This is a genomic window from Marinobacterium iners DSM 11526 (assembly GCF_900107855.1).
GTDB lineage: Bacteria > Pseudomonadota > Gammaproteobacteria > Pseudomonadales > Balneatricaceae > Marinobacterium > Marinobacterium iners.
In genome coordinates this window covers 53,260-71,952 of sequence record NZ_FNRJ01000005.1, presented here as the reverse complement: position 1 = coordinate 71,952, position 18,693 = coordinate 53,260, and the positions used below count along the sequence as shown (strand labels likewise).

Here is an 18,693-nt window from a genome sequence, read left to right as displayed (position 1 = left end):
ATGACGGAATTGGTCATTCTCGCGCTGTCGGCCACGGCAATTTTTACCTGGCTGCTGCGTTTGAGACGCAAATCGCTCGCCGCACGGGATAGTGCCGCTCAGCGCGACTGCGTATTCATGAGTGATGGTCGGGTTATTGCGCCGGACAAATAAGCGGTATCCGGCAATTTATCCCAGGCGATATCGACAAAACGGAGCCTCAAGGCTCCGTTTTTTTATGCTTTGAACAAACACAAACCGTCAGACCTTTTCCAACTCCTCGAACAGCTGCACAAACTCCTGTGTCAGCTTATGGGAGGGAGCCATATGGATCAAAGGTTTCGCTTCGTTATGAGATTCTTTCATCTTGACCGAGGCCGACAGCCGAGTGGTTAGCACCGGCAGCGATTCGGCCAGCAGCCCTTCAACAATCTTGCGTGGCAAGGAGGCGCGGGGCTGATACTGATTCACCACAATGCCTTCCACTTCCAACCGTTCGTTATGGTCCGCCCGCGTTTCACGCACATTATTCAGCAGGTTATAGAGTGCCTGACGCGCAAACTCATCGCAGTCAAACGGGATCAGGCAGCGTTCAGCTGCAACCAGCGCCGACAGTGTAAAGAAGTTGAAGGCCGGCGGTGTATCGATATAGATGGCATCAAACGTATCCCCCAGCTCATCGAGCGCATCACGCAGTTTGTAGATCTTGTGCTTGCTCTCAAGTTTCGACTGCAGATCACCCAGCTCCGGATGTGCCGGCAGAATCGACAGCCCGGCAAAGGGTGTCGGGTGAATGAAGGCTTCAGGCGCCTTGGGCTTGAGCTGGAAACTCAGCGTCTGCTCAAAAAAACCGTAGGCATCGGTATCCGGCTGGTTGGCATCATCCCCCAACAGGTAATGGGTGGAGTTACACTGAGGGTCAAGATCAATAACCAGTGTCTTGAGTCCCCGGCTGGCACTGATCGCTGCCAAATTGACTGTAATACTGGATTTGCCAACACCACCTTTCTGATTGAATACCACTCTACGCATGAGTCTTCTCCGCTCCTAACCCTGAGCAAGCAGGTCACGCAGATCAATAATGGCTGCGTTGGCCCGTGATATATAAGACGCCATCACCAGTGAGTGATTGGCAAGAAAACCAAACTCGGTACCATTCAGCACCATTGGGCTCCACAAGGTTGACTGAGTCGATTCCAGCTCACGGATGATCTGGCGCAGGCTTGCACGCGCGCCCTTGCGGTCCAGTGCTTCGCCGAAATCCTGTTCGACCGCTTCGAGCAGATGCAGAAGCGCCCACGTAGTCCCCCTGGCTTCATAGAACACATTGTCTATCTCAAGCCAGGGAGTTCTTACATCAATTTCAGTATCCGACACGGTTGACTGGCGCGCCCCGGTTTCGCCTGCCAGGTCGGTATTCACCCGGCGCTGGCCAACACTGGCGCTGAGCCGTTGCGACAGACTGCCGAGCCGAGTGGAAACATCGCCCAGCCAATCACGCAAATTGTCTGCACGGGCATAGAACTGGGCATTACTCTGGTTTTCATCCGACAGCCTGTCTGCATAATCCTGCAGCAGGTTGATCGCCTTGCGATACTCACCTTCAGTTGACGGCAGTATCCAGCTGTTGTTATTGAAGTGCAGCAGTGGTTCAGCCTTGGCCAGAGCCGGGTCCTCTGTCGATTGAGACTGGGACCGGCTCATGCTTTTGCGCAGTGAGCGCCCCATATCACGCATCTGTACCAGCACCCCAAACTCCCAGGCAGGCATGTTATCCAGCCAGATGCCCGGTGGCAGACGGTCATTACTCAAATATCCCCCCGGCTTGTCCAGCAGGGTATTGCCCAGAGTGATCAGCGTTGCAACCGTATGAGTACCGGTAACAGGCTTACCCGTTGTCGTCTGTGCATTTGCCTCGCGGACCACATCGAAACGGTCTGGTTCGCTGCTCCACCAGACGCCAACACCCAGTGATACCAGCAGCCAGATAATCAGCACCAGCAATACCAGCTGCAGCTTGCGCGCGGTCGCAAATCGGTCCCAGATTCCAAGCCAGATGCGCTCAAGTCGTTCCACTCGTGTCTCCTGCCATTTCATCTATTCAGGGGCCGCTGGACGCAGCCTCCATGTTGCATTGCACTATGGACAATTCGGCGGTTGCGGTCAATCGTGCAGCACGCTGACACTGAAGCGGTGATTATCACCGGCTATCGCATATATAAGGCTAACTTCGGCAAACTCGCCGCTAACAGACGAAAATCCGACAGCCAGCATAGACAGGCATTTAACTTTCATGCACACTAGTCGACCTTGGTTTTAACCCATGGCAACTGAGTTTCGACGGGGCAAATGCATGGCACATATTCTGGTTCTGAATGGTCCAAACCTGAATCTGCTCGGCACCCGAGAACCCGGCATCTATGGCTCCACCACACTTGCCGATATCGAAGCATCGATTGTCACTCAGGCCACGGCGCTGGGACATTCAGCCGAGTGTTTCCAGAGCAATGCCGAAGCCGCCCTGATCGATCGTATTCATCAGGCACCGGCACAAGGCACCGGTTTCATTATTATCAATCCGGCCGCCTTTACCCACACCAGTGTCGCACTGCGTGATGCCCTGCTGGGCGTGGGCATACCCTTTATTGAAGTGCACCTGTCCAACGTGCATGCTCGCGAGCCCTTCCGCCAGCACTCCTACCTGTCCGACAAGGCAGTAGGGGTCATCTGCGGCTTTGGTGCTGAAGGCTATCGTTTTGCCCTTGAAGCGGCTCACAGCCGTTTGCTGCAAGGCTGAACCGCAACGGACAGGTTCGTACCCCTTAACAACATTGAATTCAGAGAAGCCTTCAAAGCATGGATATTCGCAAAGTCAAAAAACTGATCGAGTTGCTGGAAGAGTCAAACATCAACGAAATCGAGATCAAGGAAGGCGAAGAGTCTGTCCGTATCAGTCGTGGCGGCAGCCAGGTAATCGCGGCCCCCGCCCAATACGCAGCACCGGCACCCGTTGCGGCTCCGGCACCCGCTGCAGCCGCAACGGCTCCCGAAGCACCGGCCGAGGCTGCCCCATTGGGCCATGCCGTACGCTCACCGATGGTTGGCACTTTCTACCGCTCTCCGTCTCCCACCTCAGGACCTTTCGTTGAAGTGGGACAGAGCGTGAAAGCAGGGGATGTTATCTGCATCGTGGAAGCGATGAAGATGATGAACCAGATCGAAGCTGACAAATCCGGTGTAGTCGAAAGCATTCTGGCCGAAGATGGCCAACCGGTCGAGTTCGACCAGCCGCTGATCACCATCGCCTGATTGCTGACCAAGGATTTTCACTATGCTGGATAAAGTGCTGATTGCAAACCGTGGTGAGATCGCGCTGCGTATCCTCCGCGCCTGCAAGGAGCTGGGCATCAAGACCGTTGCCGTCCATTCGGTGGCTGACCGCGATTTGATGCATGTGCGCCTCGCCGACGAAGCCGTGTGCATCGGCCCTGCCCCGTCCACCCAGAGCTACCTCAACATTCCGGCAATCATCAGTGCCGCCGAGGTAACCGACTCTGTGGCGATTCACCCCGGCTATGGTTTTCTCGCCGAGAACGCGGACTTTGCCGAACAGGTAGAGCGTTCTGGTTTTACCTTCATTGGTCCGCGCGCCGATACCATTCGCCTGATGGGTGACAAGGTATCCGCCATCAATGCAATGAAGCTGGCGGGTGTACCAACCGTGCCGGGATCTGACGGACCCTTGCCTGACGATGCTGAAGCGGTCTACAAGATCGCCCGTCGCATCGGCTACCCGGTGATCATCAAGGCTGCAGCCGGTGGCGGTGGTCGCGGCATGCGCGTGGTGCATACCGAAGCGCATCTGGGTAACGCGGTACAGGTGACCAAATCCGAGGCCAAGGCGGCTTTCGGTGATGAAACCGTGTACATGGAAAAATTTCTCGAAAAGCCGCGCCATGTTGAAGTACAGGTACTGGCCGACGGTCAGGGCAATGCCATTCACCTGTACGACCGCGACTGCTCCATGCAGCGCCGTCACCAGAAGGTTGTCGAGGAAGCACCGGCACCGATGATTGATGAGGCCGCTCGCGCCAAGGTTCTCAAGGCCTGCGTCGACGCCTGTATCGAGATTGGTTACCGCGGTGCCGGTACCTTCGAGTTTCTGTATGAAGATGGCGAGTTCTTCTTCATCGAGATGAACACCCGCGTTCAGGTCGAGCATCCGGTGACTGAAATGGTAACCGGTGTTGATATCGTCAAGGAACAGCTGCGCATTGCAGCCGGCCTGCCTCTGTCATACAAACAGGAAGACATCAAGCTGCGCGGCCACTCCATTGAGTGCCGTCTGAACGCGGAAGACCCCAAAACCTTCATGCCCAGTCCCGGCAAGGTGACTCATTTCCATGCGGCAGGCGGTAATGGCATTCGCGTTGATTCACACCTGTACAGTGGTTACAGCGTACCGCCTCATTATGACTCACTGATCGCCAAGCTGATCACTTTTGCGGATGACCGCGAAACGGCACTGGCGCGAATGAAGAGCGCACTGGACGAAACGCTGATCGAAGGGATCAAGACCAACATTCCGCTGCATCAGGATATTGTTCGCGATACCAACTTTGCCCGTGGCGGCGTGAACATACACTACCTTGAGAAAAAGCTCGGCCTCTGAGTCTTTCTCGACAACAGCCGGCTGAATCCGGCTGTTGTCACCCTCCCCTCTTTTTGCCTGACACTGCCAACCACCTGCCAGACACCATTGACGTGCGCTGGATCAGCAAACACCGGATTTTACCCGTCGCAGTTTTAGGACATACTACTGATATCAAACAGATGGAGTCTCTGCATGCCTTGGCTACAGATTAAAGTTGCCACTTCACCCGAGCAGGCCGAAACCTACGAGGACCTGCTGCTGGCCGCCGGCTGCGCAGCCGTCACCTATCAGGACGCCGCCGACCAACCGATTTTTGAACCTGATCTGGGAACCACGCCTCTGTGGAGCCACACCATCGTTACAGGCCTGTTCGCGGCCGAGCATGACTTGCGTGAAACATTGCAGCTACTGGCCAAGGCTCAGAAAGACGCCTTTACCAACGCCGGCACACTGCCCGAGTTCAAGGCCGAAATTCTGGAGGACAAGGACTGGGAGCGAGAGTGGATGGATCACTACCATCCAATGCAGTTCGGTCAGCGCCTTTGGGTATGCCCCAGTTGGCGCGAAGCACCCGAGCCTGATGCCGTCAACCTGATGCTTGACCCGGGCCTTGCCTTCGGTACCGGCACCCACCCAACAACCGCGCTTTGTCTCGAATGGCTCGATGGGCAGGAACTGAACGGAGCGCAGGTGATCGACTACGGCTGCGGCAGCGGCATTCTGGGCATTGCCGCCCTGCTGCTCGGAGCGCGCCACGTCCTGGCCGTGGATATCGACCCTCAGGCACTCACCGCCACCGCTGACAACCTGGCCCGCAACCAGCTGCCAACAGAACGACTCAACGCCTATCTGCCCCTTAATGCTCCCAAACTGCAGGCGGATGTTCTGGTAGCCAATATTCTGGCAGGCCCTCTGTGTGAGCTGGCCCCAACGCTTGCCGAACGCGTTTGCCCGGGAGGACGCATCCTGCTGTCTGGCCTGTTATCGCAGCAGGCAGATGAGCTAATATCCACTTACAGTCAGTGGTTTGAAATGGATGCACCGGGTGAACGCGAGGGCTGGATCCGCCTCAGTGGTACCCGCAAGCAGGAGAGCTGATCCTTGATCATAACGCGCTGCCCCAACTGTCATGCCCGCTTTCGCGTGACCGAAGGCCAGCTCAAGCTGGCCGAGGGGCAGGTGCGCTGTGGTGCCTGCCTGAGAGTTTTCAGCGCCCCCCAACACGAAGTCAGCTCGTTCAAGCCCGAGCAAAACAGCCCCGCCGACGAACACCTTGAAACTTCTATCAAGGCTGTAAATGAGCCTTCAGCTCCACCGCCTTCAAAGGCACGCCCGGATACCACCTCCGCTTCGACTGATATTCCGATTGCTGCAGCCGAACCTGTCAAGGCACCGACCCCTGCCGGTATCGATGCAGATCAAGCTCGTACAGGAAGCACGGCCGCCTCGCCGCTGATCGCGGAGCCGCTTCAGTTGGCCAAAGTCGAGGACGAACGCAATCCGATTACCACCGCCTTCCTGCTGCTGGGTATTTTGCTGACACTGGCTGTATTTCTGTCGCAGCTGATCTGGTTTGAGCGTGCTCGACTGGCTCAATACCCGCAGCTACAGAGTATTTACTCCATGTTGTGTCATCAGGTCAGCTGTGATCTCGACAGTGCTTATGCGCTGAGTCAGATCAGAAACCACAGCCTACATGTTCAACCTCACCCACGCTTCGCCGATGCACTTAAAGTTTCCATCGTACTCGAAAACATGGCCCCCTTTCCCCAGCCATGGCCGGCACTTCAGCTGCGCTTTACAGACTTGAAAGGACGAGAAGTAGCTCAGCGCACGTTTCAGCCAGGCGAATACCTTGATACCCGCAGCCTGTCCACTGAACAGATGATGCCTGGCCAACCGATGCAGATCGAGCTCGAGCTTGCTTCACCAGGACGCCGTGGTGTCAGTTACGAGCTGTCCCTGCTGGCCCCGACTCACGAGCCCTGAAAACAGATCATTTTTTCATCAGAAACGGTTGGACGCAGCAAGCCGAAGGAGTATCATTGGCCGCCTTCCGAAAGTAAGCCCCCGGTTTGCCGCAACTGCAGCAAACGTGAGTTTCCTTTATCTTTCTGACAGGACGCAGCATGTTCAGGATCGGCCCATACAGCATTGACAGTCGGGTGATTCTGGCCCCCATGGCCGGGGTGACGGACCGCCCGTTCCGGCAGCTGTGTCGCCGCCTGGGTGCCGGACTCGCCGTGTCCGAAATGGTCACATCCGACAGCCGTCTCTGGCACACTCGAAAATCCAGCCTGCGTCTTGATCACACGGGTGAACCCGAGCCGCGTTCTGTTCAGATTGCCGGCGGTGATCCCGATATGTTGGCTGAGGCTGCTCGTTTGAATGTCGCGAACGGTGCTCAGATCATCGACATCAACATGGGCTGCCCCGCCAAAAAGGTATGCAACAAGGCCGCAGGCTCTGCTCTGCTGCGGGACGAGCCACTGGTACAGGATATTCTGCAGGCAGTTACCGCAGCCGTAGACGTACCGGTTACGCTCAAGATCCGCACAGGCTGGTGCCCTGACACCCGCAACGCGATTCGCATTGGCCGCCTTGCCGAGCAATCCGGCATTGCGGCACTGGCTATTCACGGTCGCACTCGGGCCGATGGCTATCGCGGAGAGGCCGAGTACAGCACTATCGCCCGAGTACGTGACGAAGTCAGTATACCGTTGTTTGCCAATGGTGATATCGACTCGCCACGCAAGGCACGGCAGGTACTCGAGCTGACCGGTGCTGATGCAGTGATGATTGGCCGTGCGGCACAGGGACGCCCCTGGCTACCCGGCCAGATTGATCATTTTCTACGCACGGGCACGGAGCGCCCTGACCCATCTGCCCAAGAGCAAGAGCAGATTTTGACCGAGCACCTGCTGGCACTGTATGCGTTCTACGGCGACTATCTCGGCGTCAGGATCGCACGCAAGCATGTGGGCTGGTATCTGCAAACAGCAGAGGGCAACCGGGACTTTCGGCAAGATTTCAATCAACTAGAAACAGCACATGATCAGGTGAGTGCCGTGGCCGCTTTTTTTGCGTCCCGGCTGGCAGCCGCCTGATCCCTGGATTGGGTACAGAAGTACAGTGGATACCAAAGACTTGAAACAGACTAAACCCGGCACACAGACGCAGATCCCCCAACAGACCCTGCGTGACACCGTGCACCAGTCACTGACCAGCTATTTCAAACAGCTGGACGGCCAGCCTGTTACCGATGTCTATCAGATGGTTCTGTCCGAAATCGAGGCACCGCTGTTCGAGAGCGTGATGGCCTACACCAAGGACAATCAGACCAAGGCGTCAGAGGTACTGGGCCTCAACCGTGGCACCCTGCGCAAGAAGCTCAAGCAGTACGGTCTGCTGTAACTGAATTCATTTCGAACTGGAACGCTTACCATGTCTGAACAGAACACCAAAGCCGTCCGTCGCGCCCTGATCAGCGTGTCTGACAAGACCGGCATCGTTGACTTTGCTCGTGCACTCAGTGCCGAAGGCGTCGAGATCCTGTCCACTGGCGGCACCTACAAACTGCTGTGTGACAACAATATCCCGGCGATTGAAGTCTCGGATTACACTGGCTTCCCTGAAATGATGGATGGTCGCGTCAAGACCCTGCACCCCAAAGTGCATGGCGGCATTCTGGGCCGTCGCGGCACCGATGATGCCATCATGAGCGAGCACGGCATTCAGCCGATCGACATGGTTGTGGTTAACCTTTACCCGTTCGCCGCTACCATCGCCCGCCCTGACTGCGATTTGCCTATGGCTATCGAAAATATCGATATCGGTGGCCCGACCATGGTGCGTTCCGCCGCCAAGAACCACAAGGATGTTGCCATCGTCGTCAATGCATCCGACTACGACAGCATTATCGCTGAGCTGAAATCTGACAACGGCCTCGGCTTCAAAACCCGCTTCGATCTGGCTGTGAAAGCATTTGAACACACCGCTGCCTACGACGGCATGATCGCCAACTATCTGGGCGCCATCGTCGAAGGCGACGAGGAGATGCCGGCCGACTTCCCACGCACCTTCAACACCCAGTTCATCAAGGCACAAGACATGCGCTACGGCGAGAACCCGCACCAGCGTGCGGCCTTCTACGTTGAAGCCAACCCCGGCGAAGCCAGCGTGGCAACCGCCCGTCAACTGCAGGGCAAAGAACTATCGTTCAACAACGTGGCTGATACCGATGCAGCACTGGAATGTGTCAAACCGTTCCAGGAACCGGCCTGCGTCATTGTCAAGCACGCCAACCCCTGTGGAGTTGCTGTCGGCAACGATATTCTGGAAGCCTACAATCGTGCCTTCCAGACTGACCCCACTTCAGCGTTTGGGGGCATCATCGCGTTCAACCGCGAGCTGGATGGCAAGACTGCCCAGGCGATCGTTGACCGCCAGTTTGTGGAAGTGATCATCGCCCCGAGCGTGACACAGGAGGCCTCTGATATTGTCGCCGCCAAACCCAACGTGCGCCTGCTCGAATGCGGCCAGTGGGATAAAGAACGCAAACACAGCTTCGACTACAAGCGTGTTAACGGCGGCCTGCTGGTGCAGGACCAGGATCTGGGCATGATCGACGCCTCTCAGCTGAAGATCGTCACCCAGCGCCAGCCCACTGAACAGGAGATCCGTGACCTGTTGTTCTGCTGGGAAGTGGCCAAGTACGTCAAATCCAACGCCATCGTCTACGCCAAGAACGGCCAGACCATTGGCATTGGCGCCGGTCAGATGAGTCGCGTATATTCTGCCAAAATCGCCGGCATCAAGGCCGCTGACGAAGGCCTGGAAGTGCCGGGCTCCGTTATGGCGTCTGATGCGTTCTTCCCGTTCCGTGATGGCATAGATGCCGCTGCAGCGGCGGGTATCACTGCAGTGATCCAGCCCGGCGGCTCCATGCGCGATCAGGAAGTGATCGACGCTGCCGATGAGCACGGCCTTGCCATGGTATTCACCGGCATGCGTCACTTCCGTCACTAAACAAGGGGAATCGAACATGAATATTCTGGTTATCGGTTCCGGCGGTCGCGAGCACGCACTGGCCTGGACCGCGGCTAAAGATCCTGCAGTCGAATGCGTATATGTCGCTCCCGGCAACGCCGGTACGGCCATTGAGCCCAAGCTGGAGAATGTGGATATCGACGTGATGCAGATCGATGCACTGGTCAACTTCGCCCGCGACAACGCGGTAGCGCTGACCATCGTCGGTCCTGAGGCACCGCTGGTAGCCGGCATCGTTGATCGTTTCCGCGCAGCGGGTCTTGCGATCTTTGGTCCGACCGCCGGTGCGGCTCAGCTCGAAGGTTCCAAGGCGTTTACCAAGGACTTCCTGGCACGTCATGAGATTCCGACGGCGGAGTATCAAAACTTCACCGAGATCGAACCTGCGCTGGCCTATGTGCGCGAGAAAGGCGCCCCGATCGTGGTCAAGGCCGACGGCCTGGCTGCCGGCAAGGGCGTCATCGTGGCGATGACCCTGCAGGAAGCTGAAGACGCCATTCGTGACATGCTGGCCGGCAACGCCTTCGGTGATGCAGGCAGCCGCGTAGTAGTTGAAGAGTTCCTCGATGGGGAGGAAGCTTCCTATATCGTGATGGTCGACGGCGACAATGTGCTGCCGATGGCCACCAGCCAGGACCACAAACGTGTTGGCGATGGCGACACCGGTCTGAATACCGGCGGTATGGGTGCCTACTCTCCGGCACCGGTAGTAACCGCCGAGATCGATCAGCGTGTAATGGACGAAGTGATCATGCCGACCGTGAACGGTATGAAGGCGGAAGGCAACGAGTATACCGGCTTCCTGTATGCCGGCCTGATGATAATGGCCGACGGTACACCTAAGGTAATCGAGTACAACTGCCGTTTCGGTGATCCCGAAACCCAGCCAATCATGCTGCGCCTCAAGTCTTCACTGGTAGAACTGTGCCAGGCGGCGCTGGACAGGAAGCTGAACCAGACCACTGCCGAATGGGATGAGCGCAAGTCCGTTGGGGTCGTCATGGCGGCTGGCGGCTACCCGGGCGACTACGCCAAGGGCGATGTGATCAGCCTGCCGGAATCCTGCCCGGAAGGCAGCAAGATATTCCACGCCGGCACCCAGCTGGATGACAAGGGCCGTGTGGTCACAGCCGGAGGGCGTGTGCTCTGTGTCACCGCACTGGGTGACAGTGTGACCGAGGCTCAACAATGCGCCTACGCACTGCTGAAGCAGGTCAGCTGGAAGGATGCCTACTTCCGTACCGATATCGCCTACCGTGCGATTGCACGCGAAAACATCTGATATTTCACGCCAATGTTTCAACAGCCGCCTTCGGGCGGCTGTTTGCGTTGCAGAGGTTTTATAACGATGAGTACAGAGATCTGGATTGCACTGCTGGGCACCGCCCTGCTGATCAGCCTGTCTCCCGGTGCCAGTGCCGCCACCGCCATGGGCGCAGGTCTGACCTATGGTGTCCGCGGCGCCTGCTGGAGCACGCTTGGGCTTGTCAGCGGCTATGGCGTACAGATTATGGTGGTATCTCTTGGGCTTGGCAGTCTGATTGCCACCTCACCGGAGCTGTTTTCCATCCTTAAATGGATCGGTGTAGTGTATCTTATCTGGCTCGGAATCCGTTTCTGGAGACAGCGCGCATCAGGTGAGGTGGAGTCGCTTGCGTTTGCGCCTCGTCACAGCCGCTTCCTGCAGGCGTTGCTGGTCAACATTACCAACCCAAAAGGTCTGGTTTTTCTGCTCGCGCTGATCCCCCAGTTCATCGATCCCGCCCGACCGCAGCTGCCCCAGCTGATTACTATTAGTGCTACACTGATGGCAGCCGAAGCCTGCATCATGACCGGATACAGTGGCTTGGCATCGGGCCTGCGGCAGCAATTCGCTCACCCCATGGCCATGATCTGGCAGCAGCGGCTGGCAGGTAGTGCACTGATCGCCGCGGGACTGGCGCTTTCGGTGGCCACTCTCTGATTCAATGGAACGACCGGCATGACAGGATGGCAACGGATACTGACTGGGCTAGGCCTGCTGGCTCTGCTCTCGGGATGCAGTCTGATGAAACGACATGACTTCCCTGAGCAGAGTGGCTACTGCCTGCGGGCTGGACAGGAGCAGGCATTCGATTGCTCAGCACCTGCCCTGGAGGTAAACCAGGTACGTGACCCTCTGCAACCCCGCACCCACTTTACGGATGAAGAGCTGTTCTCCCTTCTGTCGGAGGTTAAACGCTGGCTGGAACGTGAGCGACTGATCGCAGCCGGCGAGCCCGTCCCACCCCACCTGTTGCCCCAAGAGGCACCAGCCGCACCGCCTGCCCCCGTCTCACCGACCGGTTCACCTCTCTGGCCGCGTGTACTGGAAGCGCTTTCGCACTGATTCTTCGCACTGCAACACGGATCCAATTCATCCTTGCCGATCGCTCTGTCAGCGGGCCTGAAAGTGTCTTTGTGCATCTGCACATGCCGCACCCAATCACTCTAAATCACTGATCCTCAAGCTGTACTTTGCCCAGAGCTGTGCTATTCAGAATGTAAGGGGTGGTGCTGTCCACAAGACTCAAGGTCACCCATTCACATACGTTTTCCCTGACGCCCCAGTGCGGAGGACCCCGTCATGTTGAAGCAGATGGAAAACGCCGGTCTGACCGACCTCCACTTCGGCCTGGATCCGGCTACCGGTCTAAAAGCCATTATCGCGATTCACTCCACAGCGCGCGGCCCGGCCATCGGCGGCTGCCGTTTTATCCATTACACTCGTGAGCAGGATGCCATTACCGATGCACTTCGACTTGCCCGTGGCATGAGCTACAAGGCCGCCTTGGCCGGCTTGCCCCACGGCGGCGGCAAGGCGGTGATTATCAAGCCGGAAGGTGCGTTTGACCGAGCCGCATTGATGCAGGCCTTCGGTCGCATGGTGGATCAGCTGGGCGGGCGCTATATCACCGCCATGGACAGCGGTACCGAAGTCAGCGACATGGATGCCATCGAAACCACTACCCGCTTTGTCAGCTGCACAAGTGCCAGCGGCGATCCCTCTCCACATACGTCACTGGGTGTATTCGAGGGCATCAAGGCTGCAGTTATGCATCAGCTTGGCAAGGACAGTCTGGCAGGGCTCAGCATCGCCATTCAGGGGCTTGGCCATGTGGGATACGCACTGGCACAGCGCCTGCACCAGGCCGGCGTACAGCTCTACGTCGCCGATATTGAGCGAGAACGGACCGATCGCTGTGTGCGTGAATTCAACGCCCGAGCCGTTGCAACCGAGGCGATCTACGATACCGGTGCGGATATTTTCAGCCCCTGTGGCCTGGGCGCCACCCTCAACAGCGACACCATCCCTCGCCTCAACTGTCGCATTGTTGCCGGCTGTGCCAACAACCAGCTAGCGACCGATGAGGACGGCAACCGCCTGCGTCAGCGAGGAATTCTGTATGTACCTGACTATGTGCTCAATGCCGGTGGCTTGATTCATGTCGCCATGCATCATGCCGGTCGCTCCGCTAATGAGCGTGATGCCAAGATTCGTGGAATTGCAGCAACCCTCACTCATCTCTTTGCAGAAGCCGACCGTACCGGTCAGTCAGTGCACCATGTCGCTGACCTGCACGCCGAATCGCTGTTGCAGGCGGCCGGTGAGGTACAGCTGACTCATCAGCACCAGGAGGTGCAGCATGCATGAGATACGCTATCACGGCGAAATTCATCTGACCCGTTACCTGGCTCCGGATGGCACACCAGTGGGTGACATGCCTGAGTGGGCGCAGGGCAGTGATCCCTGGTGCCACTATTACCGTCAGATGGTGCTCGCTCGGCAGTTTGATGCCAAGGCGATCAGCCTGCAGCGTACCGGCCAGCTGGGTACCTATGCCTCTCTGCTGGGGGGCGAGGCCATTGATGTGGTTTGTGGAGCACTGATGCAGCCGGAAGACGTGCTGGTACCCTATTATCGCAACCATATTCTGCAGATGATGCGCGGCGTTCCCATGCAGGATGTGCTGCTGTACTGGGGTGGTGACGAGCGCGGCAGCGCTTCACCGGCCATGCGCAAGGACCTTCCCAACGCAGTCCCCATCGCCACCCAGTGCCTGCACGCCTGTGGCGTGGCTACGGCACTCAAGTTGCGTCAGCAGCCACAGGCCGTCCTCACCATGATCGGGGATGGCGGCACCTCCAAGGGTGATTTTCTGGAAGCCATCAATGTGGCCGGTGCCTGGCAGCTGCCGGTGGTCTTCGTGATCAACAACAATCAGTGGGCCATCTCGGTGCCTCGTGCCAAACAGTGCATTGCGCCGACACTGGCTCAGAAGGCGATCGGTGCCGGTATCCGCGGCGAGCAGGTGGACGGCAACGATGCCGTTGCCCTGCATGAAGTGGTCGGCCAGGCATTGGCACGCGCCCGCAACGGAAAGGGCCCCACATTGATTGAAGCGGTCAGCTACCGACTCTCCGACCATACCACAGCCGATGACGCCACCCGTTACCGTTCGGCAGAAGAGTTGAAACAGGCCTGGGCACGAGACCCCCTGCCTCGTCTGCGCACTTGGCTCCACAGCCAGAATCTGTGGGACGAACAGCAGGAGCAGCGCTGGCAGGAAGAGGCCAAGGGGATGATCGGAAAGGCGGTCGATGCCTACCTGGCCATGCCGCCACAGGCGATTGATGATCTGTTTGATTATCTCTATGCAGAATGCCCGCCGGGGCTGCAACGGCAGAAAGAAGAGATGCGTCAGAAGCGGCAGGGAGGAGAGGATCATGAGTGACAATGCCATTACCCTGCTGGATGCCGTTAATCTGGCACTGGCACGCGCTATGGAAGATGACCCTAACGTAATTTTGCTGGGCGAGGATATCGGCACCAACGGTGGCGTGTTTCGAGCCACTGCTGGCCTTCAGGATCACTTCGGTGAACGCCGCGTGATCGACTCGCCGTTGGCCGAAACCATGATTGCGGGTCTCAGTGTCGGCATGGCCACCCAGGGCATTCGGCCCGTCGCTGAAATTCAGTTCATGGGCTTCATCTTTCCGGCCTTTGAACATCTGGTTGCCCATGCCGCTCGCATGCGCCACCGCACCCGTGGCCGCCTGAACTGCCCCATGGTACTGCGGGCGCCGTTCGGCGGCGGCATTCATGCCCCCGAACACCACTCGGAAAGTACCGAAGCGCTGCTGGCGCACATCCCCGGGTTACGCGTCGTGGTGCCCTCGTCCCCCGCTCGCGCCTACGGTTTGCTGCTGGCCGCGATTCGTTGTGACGACCCGGTTGTCTTTCTGGAGCCGAAACGGATCTACCGTGCCAGCAAGACGCTGGTGGAAGACGATGGACAGGCTCTGCCGCTGGATACCTGCTTCACCTTGCGCGAAGGAGAGGGCATCACTCTGATCAGCTGGGGGGCTGCCGTCACGGAAACCCTTGCCGCTGCCCGCCAGCTGGCAGAGAACGGTGTCAGTTGTGAAGTGATCGATGTCGCCACCCTGAACCCGATCGACCATGACACCCTGATCGCATCGGTCAGCAAAACCGGCCGCTGTGTCATTGTGCATGAAGCACCGCGGCACGGCGGCCTGGGAGGAGAAATTGCCGCCACTCTGGCCGAACAGGCACTGCTTTCGCTCAAGGCTCCGCCACGCCGTGTCACCGGCTATGACACCGTCATGCCCTATTACCGTAATGAACAACTCTACTTGCCAACCACGGCTGACATTGTTCAAGCCGTGCAGGAAACGCTGGAGTACGCCTGATGAAATATTTCAAGCTGCCCGATCTGGGCGAGGGTCTGCCCGAAGCGGAAATCGTGGAATGGCATGTTCGTGAAGGAGACAGCATCAAGACCGATCAGATCATGGTATCGGTGGAAACGGCCAAGGCGATCATTGAAGTCCCTTCGCCCCAGGATGGGGTGATTGCGCACCTGTTTGGTGCAGAAGGTGACACCATTCACACCGGTGAGCCTCTGGTCGAGTTTGCGGATGAGGACGACAGTGACAGTGGTACCGTTGTGGGCGAACTGAGTCGACACCAGGGCAGTGACAGTCAGCGCGAAGAGTTCATTATCGGGGCCGCTCCCAGCAGTCGCCAGGCGGCATCCGCCCGAGTAACACCCGCTGTACGCGCCTTGGCTCAGCGCTTGAATGTGTCACTGGATACGCTGCGCGGCAGCGGTTCACAAGGCGCTGTCACGGCACAGGATGTGGAACATGCCGCAAGCCTCGACCGTTCACTGGGCGCTCCCGAGGCCCTGCGCGGCGTACGCAAACAAATGGCACGGACCATGGCCCAGTCCCATGCTGAGGTGGTACCGGTCTCGCTGTGTGAGGATGCCGATATCGACCACTGGCCCGCCGGTACCGACATCACCATGCGGCTGGTTCAAGCCATCGCGGCTGCCTGCAAGGCCGTTCCCGAGCTGAATGTCTGGTTTGATGGCCATCAGCTGGCACGGCGGGTACACCAGAAAATCGACCTTGGCGTGGCCGTGGATACCGAGCAAGGACTGTTCGTACCGGTCCTGCGTGATATCGGCAACCGGTCTGTCGAAGACCTTCGCGAAGGGCTGAACCGGCTGCGTGCCGATGTCAAATCCCGCTCCATTCCACCGGCCGAGATGCAGGGCGCCACCATCACCCTCAGTAACTTCGGCACCCTGGCCGGCCGTTACGCCAGCCCGGTGGTGGTACCGCCTCAGGTCGCCATTGTGGGTGCGGGTGTGATTCGATCAGAGCCGGTTGCCATTGATGATCAGGTCGTCGTACACAAGGTGATGCCCCTGTCACTGACATTCGACCATCGTGCCGCCACCGGTGGCGAAGCGGCGCGATTTATGCAGGCACTGATTATGTCGCTGCAGGCCTGAGCCGTTTGTCGCGATGCAATGTATGACAATTCAGATGGTCAAATCAGACAGGGAGGACAGGACCGCTGGATGACAGGTGCGACCAGCTTTTTTAGGTCGCACCTCACTTGACTCTCCGTAATCTGAACTACACTGAAATCACTGGAACGCTTCGCCGGTTTGGCCAATAAGCGTTTGAATTTTCAGTGGGTAGCGTAACGTACAGGAAGGTGAGCATGAGTATCTTCGAGCACTATAAGGCACGTTATTCGGCCATCCTGCAGGAAGAGATGAGCCTGCAGGAGTATCTCAACCTGTGTCGGGAAACCCCAAAGGTATACGCCAATGCTGCCGAGCGCATGCTGGATGCGATCGGTGAACCCGAGGTGATCGATACCGCACTGGACCCTCGCCTGAGCCGCATCTTCTCAAACAAGGTGATCAAGCGCTACCCTGCTTTCAGCGAGTTCTACGGCATGGAAGAAGCGATTGAGAGTATCGTGTCCTACTTCCGCCATGCAGCTCAAGGGCTCGAAGAGAAGAAACAGATCCTGTATCTGCTCGGCCCTGTTGGGGGGGGGAAGTCATCGCTGGCGGAGCGTCTCAAGCACTTGATGGAGCATATCCCCTTCTATGCGATCAAGGGCTCACCGGTATTCGAGTCACCGCTGGGACTGTTCAATCCGGAAGAAGACGCCGAAATACTGGAGCAGGAGTACGGCATCGCCCGTCGCTACCTGCGTGGCATCATGTCCCCCTGGGCCGTGAAACGTCTGCATGAATACGGCGGTGATATCACTCAGTTCCGGGTGGTGAAACTGCATCCGTCCATTCTGGATCAGGTAGCCATTGCCAAGACCGAACCGGGTGACGAGAACAACCAGGACATCTCAAGCCTTGTCGGTAAGGTGGACATTCGCAAGCTGGAAGAGTATCCACAGCACGACCCGGATGCCTACAGCTTCTCTGGCGCCCTGTGCCGTGCCAACCAGGGGATTATGGAATTCGTCGAGATGTTCAAGGCACCGATCAAGGTGTTGCATCCACTGCTGACTGCCACTCAGGAGGGCAACTACAACAGCACCGAGGGCATGGGTGCCATCCCCTACGACGGCATTTTGCTGGCCCACTCCAACGAATCGGAATGGCAGAGTTTCAAGAACAACAAGACCAACGAAGCGTTCATTGACCGTGTGTATATCGTCAAGGTGCCCTATTGCACCCGAGTGAACGAAGAGATCCATATCTACGAGAAACTGCTGGAAAACAGTTCGCTCAATGCCGCCCCATGCGCACCGGATACCCTGCACATGCTGGCCCAGTTCACTGTCCTGTCACGCCTGAAGGAGCCTGAAAACTCCAGCATCTACTCCAAGATGCGCATCTACAACGGCGAGAACCTCAAGGACACCGATCCACGTGCCAAGTCGATGCAGGAGTACAAGGACTCCGCCGGCGTCAACGAGGGTATGGACGGTCTCTCAACCCGATTCGCCTTCAAGATTCTGTCCAAGGTGTTTAACTTCGACGCCATCGAGGTAGCGGCTAACCCGGTCCACCTGATGCATGTACTGGAGCGTGAGATCAGTCAGCAGCAGTTCCCGACCGAGACCCAGGAACACTACATAGGCTTTTTGAAGGAATATATCGCACCCAAGTACATCGATTTTCTCGGCAAGGAGATCCAGACCGCCTATCTGGAATCCTACTCCGAGTACGGGCAGAACATTTTCGACCGCTATGTCACCTATGCCGACTTCTGGATTCAGGATCAGGAGTACCGTGACCCTGAAACAGGTGATATTCTCGATCGCCAGGCCATCAACGAAGAACTTGAGAAGATCGAGAAGCCGGCGGGTATCAGCAACCCGAAAGACTTCCGCCACGAGATCGTCAACTTTGTACTGCGCGCCCGGGCCAGCAACAACGGCAAGAACCCGGCATGGAACAGCTACGAGAAGATGCGCTCCGTGATCGAGAAGAAGATGTTTGCCAATACCGAAGATTTGCTGCCGGTGATCTCCTTCAATCCGAAAGCCTCTTCGGACGATCAGAAAAAACATGGCGAGTTTGTGAAACGGATGATCGAACGTGGATACACCGAGAAGCAGGTTCGCCTGCTGTCCGAATGGTACATCCGCGTCCGCAAATCGCAGTAACCGGGCACCAGGAGCCGTACCCTGATGG

General features: G+C 57.6%; 19 protein-coding genes. 17 read left to right on the top strand and 2 right to left on the bottom strand.

The window, feature by feature from the left end:
- Positions 1–153: a hypothetical protein gene (locus tag BLV48_RS18960; protein ID WP_175527616.1), complete on the top strand. Its 153-nt coding sequence runs from the start codon at positions 1–3 to the stop codon at positions 151–153.
- Positions 154–240: 87 nt separating this feature from the next.
- Here the strand turns inward: BLV48_RS18960 and BLV48_RS07405 are convergent, their stop codons facing one another.
- Positions 241–1,011, bottom strand: a complete 771-nt coding sequence (locus BLV48_RS07405) for a ParA family protein (protein WP_091825348.1) — start codon at positions 1,009–1,011, stop codon at positions 241–243.
- 15 nt (positions 1,012–1,026) lie between these two features.
- Positions 1,027–2,055: a DUF2333 family protein gene (locus BLV48_RS07400; RefSeq protein WP_091825346.1), complete on the bottom strand. Its 1,029-nt coding sequence runs from the start codon at positions 2,053–2,055 to the stop codon at positions 1,027–1,029.
- Between the two features lie 277 nt (positions 2,056–2,332).
- Between BLV48_RS07400 and aroQ the strand changes: the two genes are divergently transcribed.
- From aroQ to BLV48_RS07320, 16 genes are all read left to right on the top strand, one after another.
- Positions 2,333–2,776, top strand: coding sequence for a type II 3-dehydroquinate dehydratase (gene aroQ / locus BLV48_RS07395; protein ID WP_091825343.1), 444 nt, complete (start codon positions 2,333–2,335; stop codon positions 2,774–2,776).
- A gap of 59 nt (positions 2,777–2,835) precedes the next feature.
- Positions 2,836–3,288 carry an acetyl-CoA carboxylase biotin carboxyl carrier protein gene (gene accB, locus BLV48_RS07390; RefSeq protein ID WP_091825341.1) on the top strand — a complete coding sequence of 151 codons (453 nt, stop codon included), beginning with the start codon at positions 2,836–2,838 and terminating at the stop codon, positions 3,286–3,288.
- A 22-nt stretch (positions 3,289–3,310) separates the two neighbouring features.
- Entirely contained in the window at positions 3,311–4,651 is a 1,341-nt protein-coding gene (gene accC / locus BLV48_RS07385) for an acetyl-CoA carboxylase biotin carboxylase subunit (RefSeq protein WP_091825338.1), read from the top strand.
- A 174-nt stretch (positions 4,652–4,825) separates the two neighbouring features.
- On the top strand, positions 4,826–5,731 hold the full coding sequence (gene prmA / locus BLV48_RS07380) for a 50S ribosomal protein L11 methyltransferase (protein ID WP_091825335.1): 906 nt from the start codon (positions 4,826–4,828) through the stop codon (positions 5,729–5,731).
- A 3-nt stretch (positions 5,732–5,734) separates the two neighbouring features.
- Complete coding sequence (locus tag BLV48_RS07375; protein ID WP_091825332.1) at positions 5,735–6,622, top strand: DUF3426 domain-containing protein; 888 nt, start codon at positions 5,735–5,737, stop codon at positions 6,620–6,622.
- A 140-nt stretch (positions 6,623–6,762) separates the two neighbouring features.
- On the top strand, positions 6,763–7,740 hold the full coding sequence (dusB, locus tag BLV48_RS07370) for a tRNA dihydrouridine synthase DusB (RefSeq protein ID WP_091825329.1): 978 nt from the start codon (positions 6,763–6,765) through the stop codon (positions 7,738–7,740).
- Between the two features lie 25 nt (positions 7,741–7,765).
- Positions 7,766–8,047: a DNA-binding transcriptional regulator Fis gene (gene fis / locus BLV48_RS07365; protein WP_091825326.1), complete on the top strand. Its 282-nt coding sequence runs from the start codon at positions 7,766–7,768 to the stop codon at positions 8,045–8,047.
- Positions 8,048–8,077: 30 nt separating this feature from the next.
- On the top strand, positions 8,078–9,661 hold the full coding sequence (purH, locus tag BLV48_RS07360; RefSeq protein WP_091825323.1) for a bifunctional phosphoribosylaminoimidazolecarboxamide formyltransferase/IMP cyclohydrolase: 1,584 nt from the start codon (positions 8,078–8,080) through the stop codon (positions 9,659–9,661).
- Between the two features lie 16 nt (positions 9,662–9,677).
- Positions 9,678–10,964, top strand: a complete 1,287-nt coding sequence (gene purD, locus BLV48_RS07355) for a phosphoribosylamine--glycine ligase (RefSeq protein WP_091825320.1) — start codon at positions 9,678–9,680, stop codon at positions 10,962–10,964.
- A 66-nt stretch (positions 10,965–11,030) separates the two neighbouring features.
- The gene (locus BLV48_RS07350) at positions 11,031–11,645 is read left to right on the top strand and encodes a LysE family transporter (RefSeq protein WP_091825317.1); all 615 of its coding nucleotides are present in this window, start codon (positions 11,031–11,033) and stop codon (positions 11,643–11,645) included.
- An 18-nt stretch (positions 11,646–11,663) separates the two neighbouring features.
- A complete protein-coding gene (locus tag BLV48_RS07345) occupies positions 11,664–12,050 on the top strand; it encodes a hypothetical protein (protein ID WP_139253895.1) in 387 nt (128 codons plus the stop codon).
- Between the two features lie 237 nt (positions 12,051–12,287).
- The gene (locus BLV48_RS07340) at positions 12,288–13,355 is read left to right on the top strand and encodes a Leu/Phe/Val dehydrogenase (RefSeq protein ID WP_091825312.1); all 1,068 of its coding nucleotides are present in this window, start codon (positions 12,288–12,290) and stop codon (positions 13,353–13,355) included.
- Positions 13,348–14,436, top strand: coding sequence for a pyruvate dehydrogenase (acetyl-transferring) E1 component subunit alpha (pdhA, locus tag BLV48_RS07335; RefSeq protein WP_091825310.1), 1,089 nt, complete (start codon positions 13,348–13,350; stop codon positions 14,434–14,436). The genes BLV48_RS07340 and pdhA overlap by 8 nt, the downstream gene beginning before the upstream one ends.
- Positions 14,429–15,415, top strand: coding sequence for an alpha-ketoacid dehydrogenase subunit beta (locus BLV48_RS07330; RefSeq protein WP_091825307.1), 987 nt, complete (start codon positions 14,429–14,431; stop codon positions 15,413–15,415). The genes pdhA and BLV48_RS07330 overlap by 8 nt, the downstream gene beginning before the upstream one ends.
- The gene (locus BLV48_RS07325; RefSeq protein WP_091825304.1) at positions 15,415–16,527 is read left to right on the top strand and encodes a dihydrolipoamide acetyltransferase family protein; all 1,113 of its coding nucleotides are present in this window, start codon (positions 15,415–15,417) and stop codon (positions 16,525–16,527) included. The genes BLV48_RS07330 and BLV48_RS07325 overlap by 1 nt, the downstream gene beginning before the upstream one ends.
- A gap of 215 nt (positions 16,528–16,742) precedes the next feature.
- Positions 16,743–18,665, top strand: a complete 1,923-nt coding sequence (locus BLV48_RS07320; RefSeq protein WP_091825302.1) for a PrkA family serine protein kinase — start codon at positions 16,743–16,745, stop codon at positions 18,663–18,665.
- Positions 18,666–18,693 lie beyond the last annotated feature (28 nt).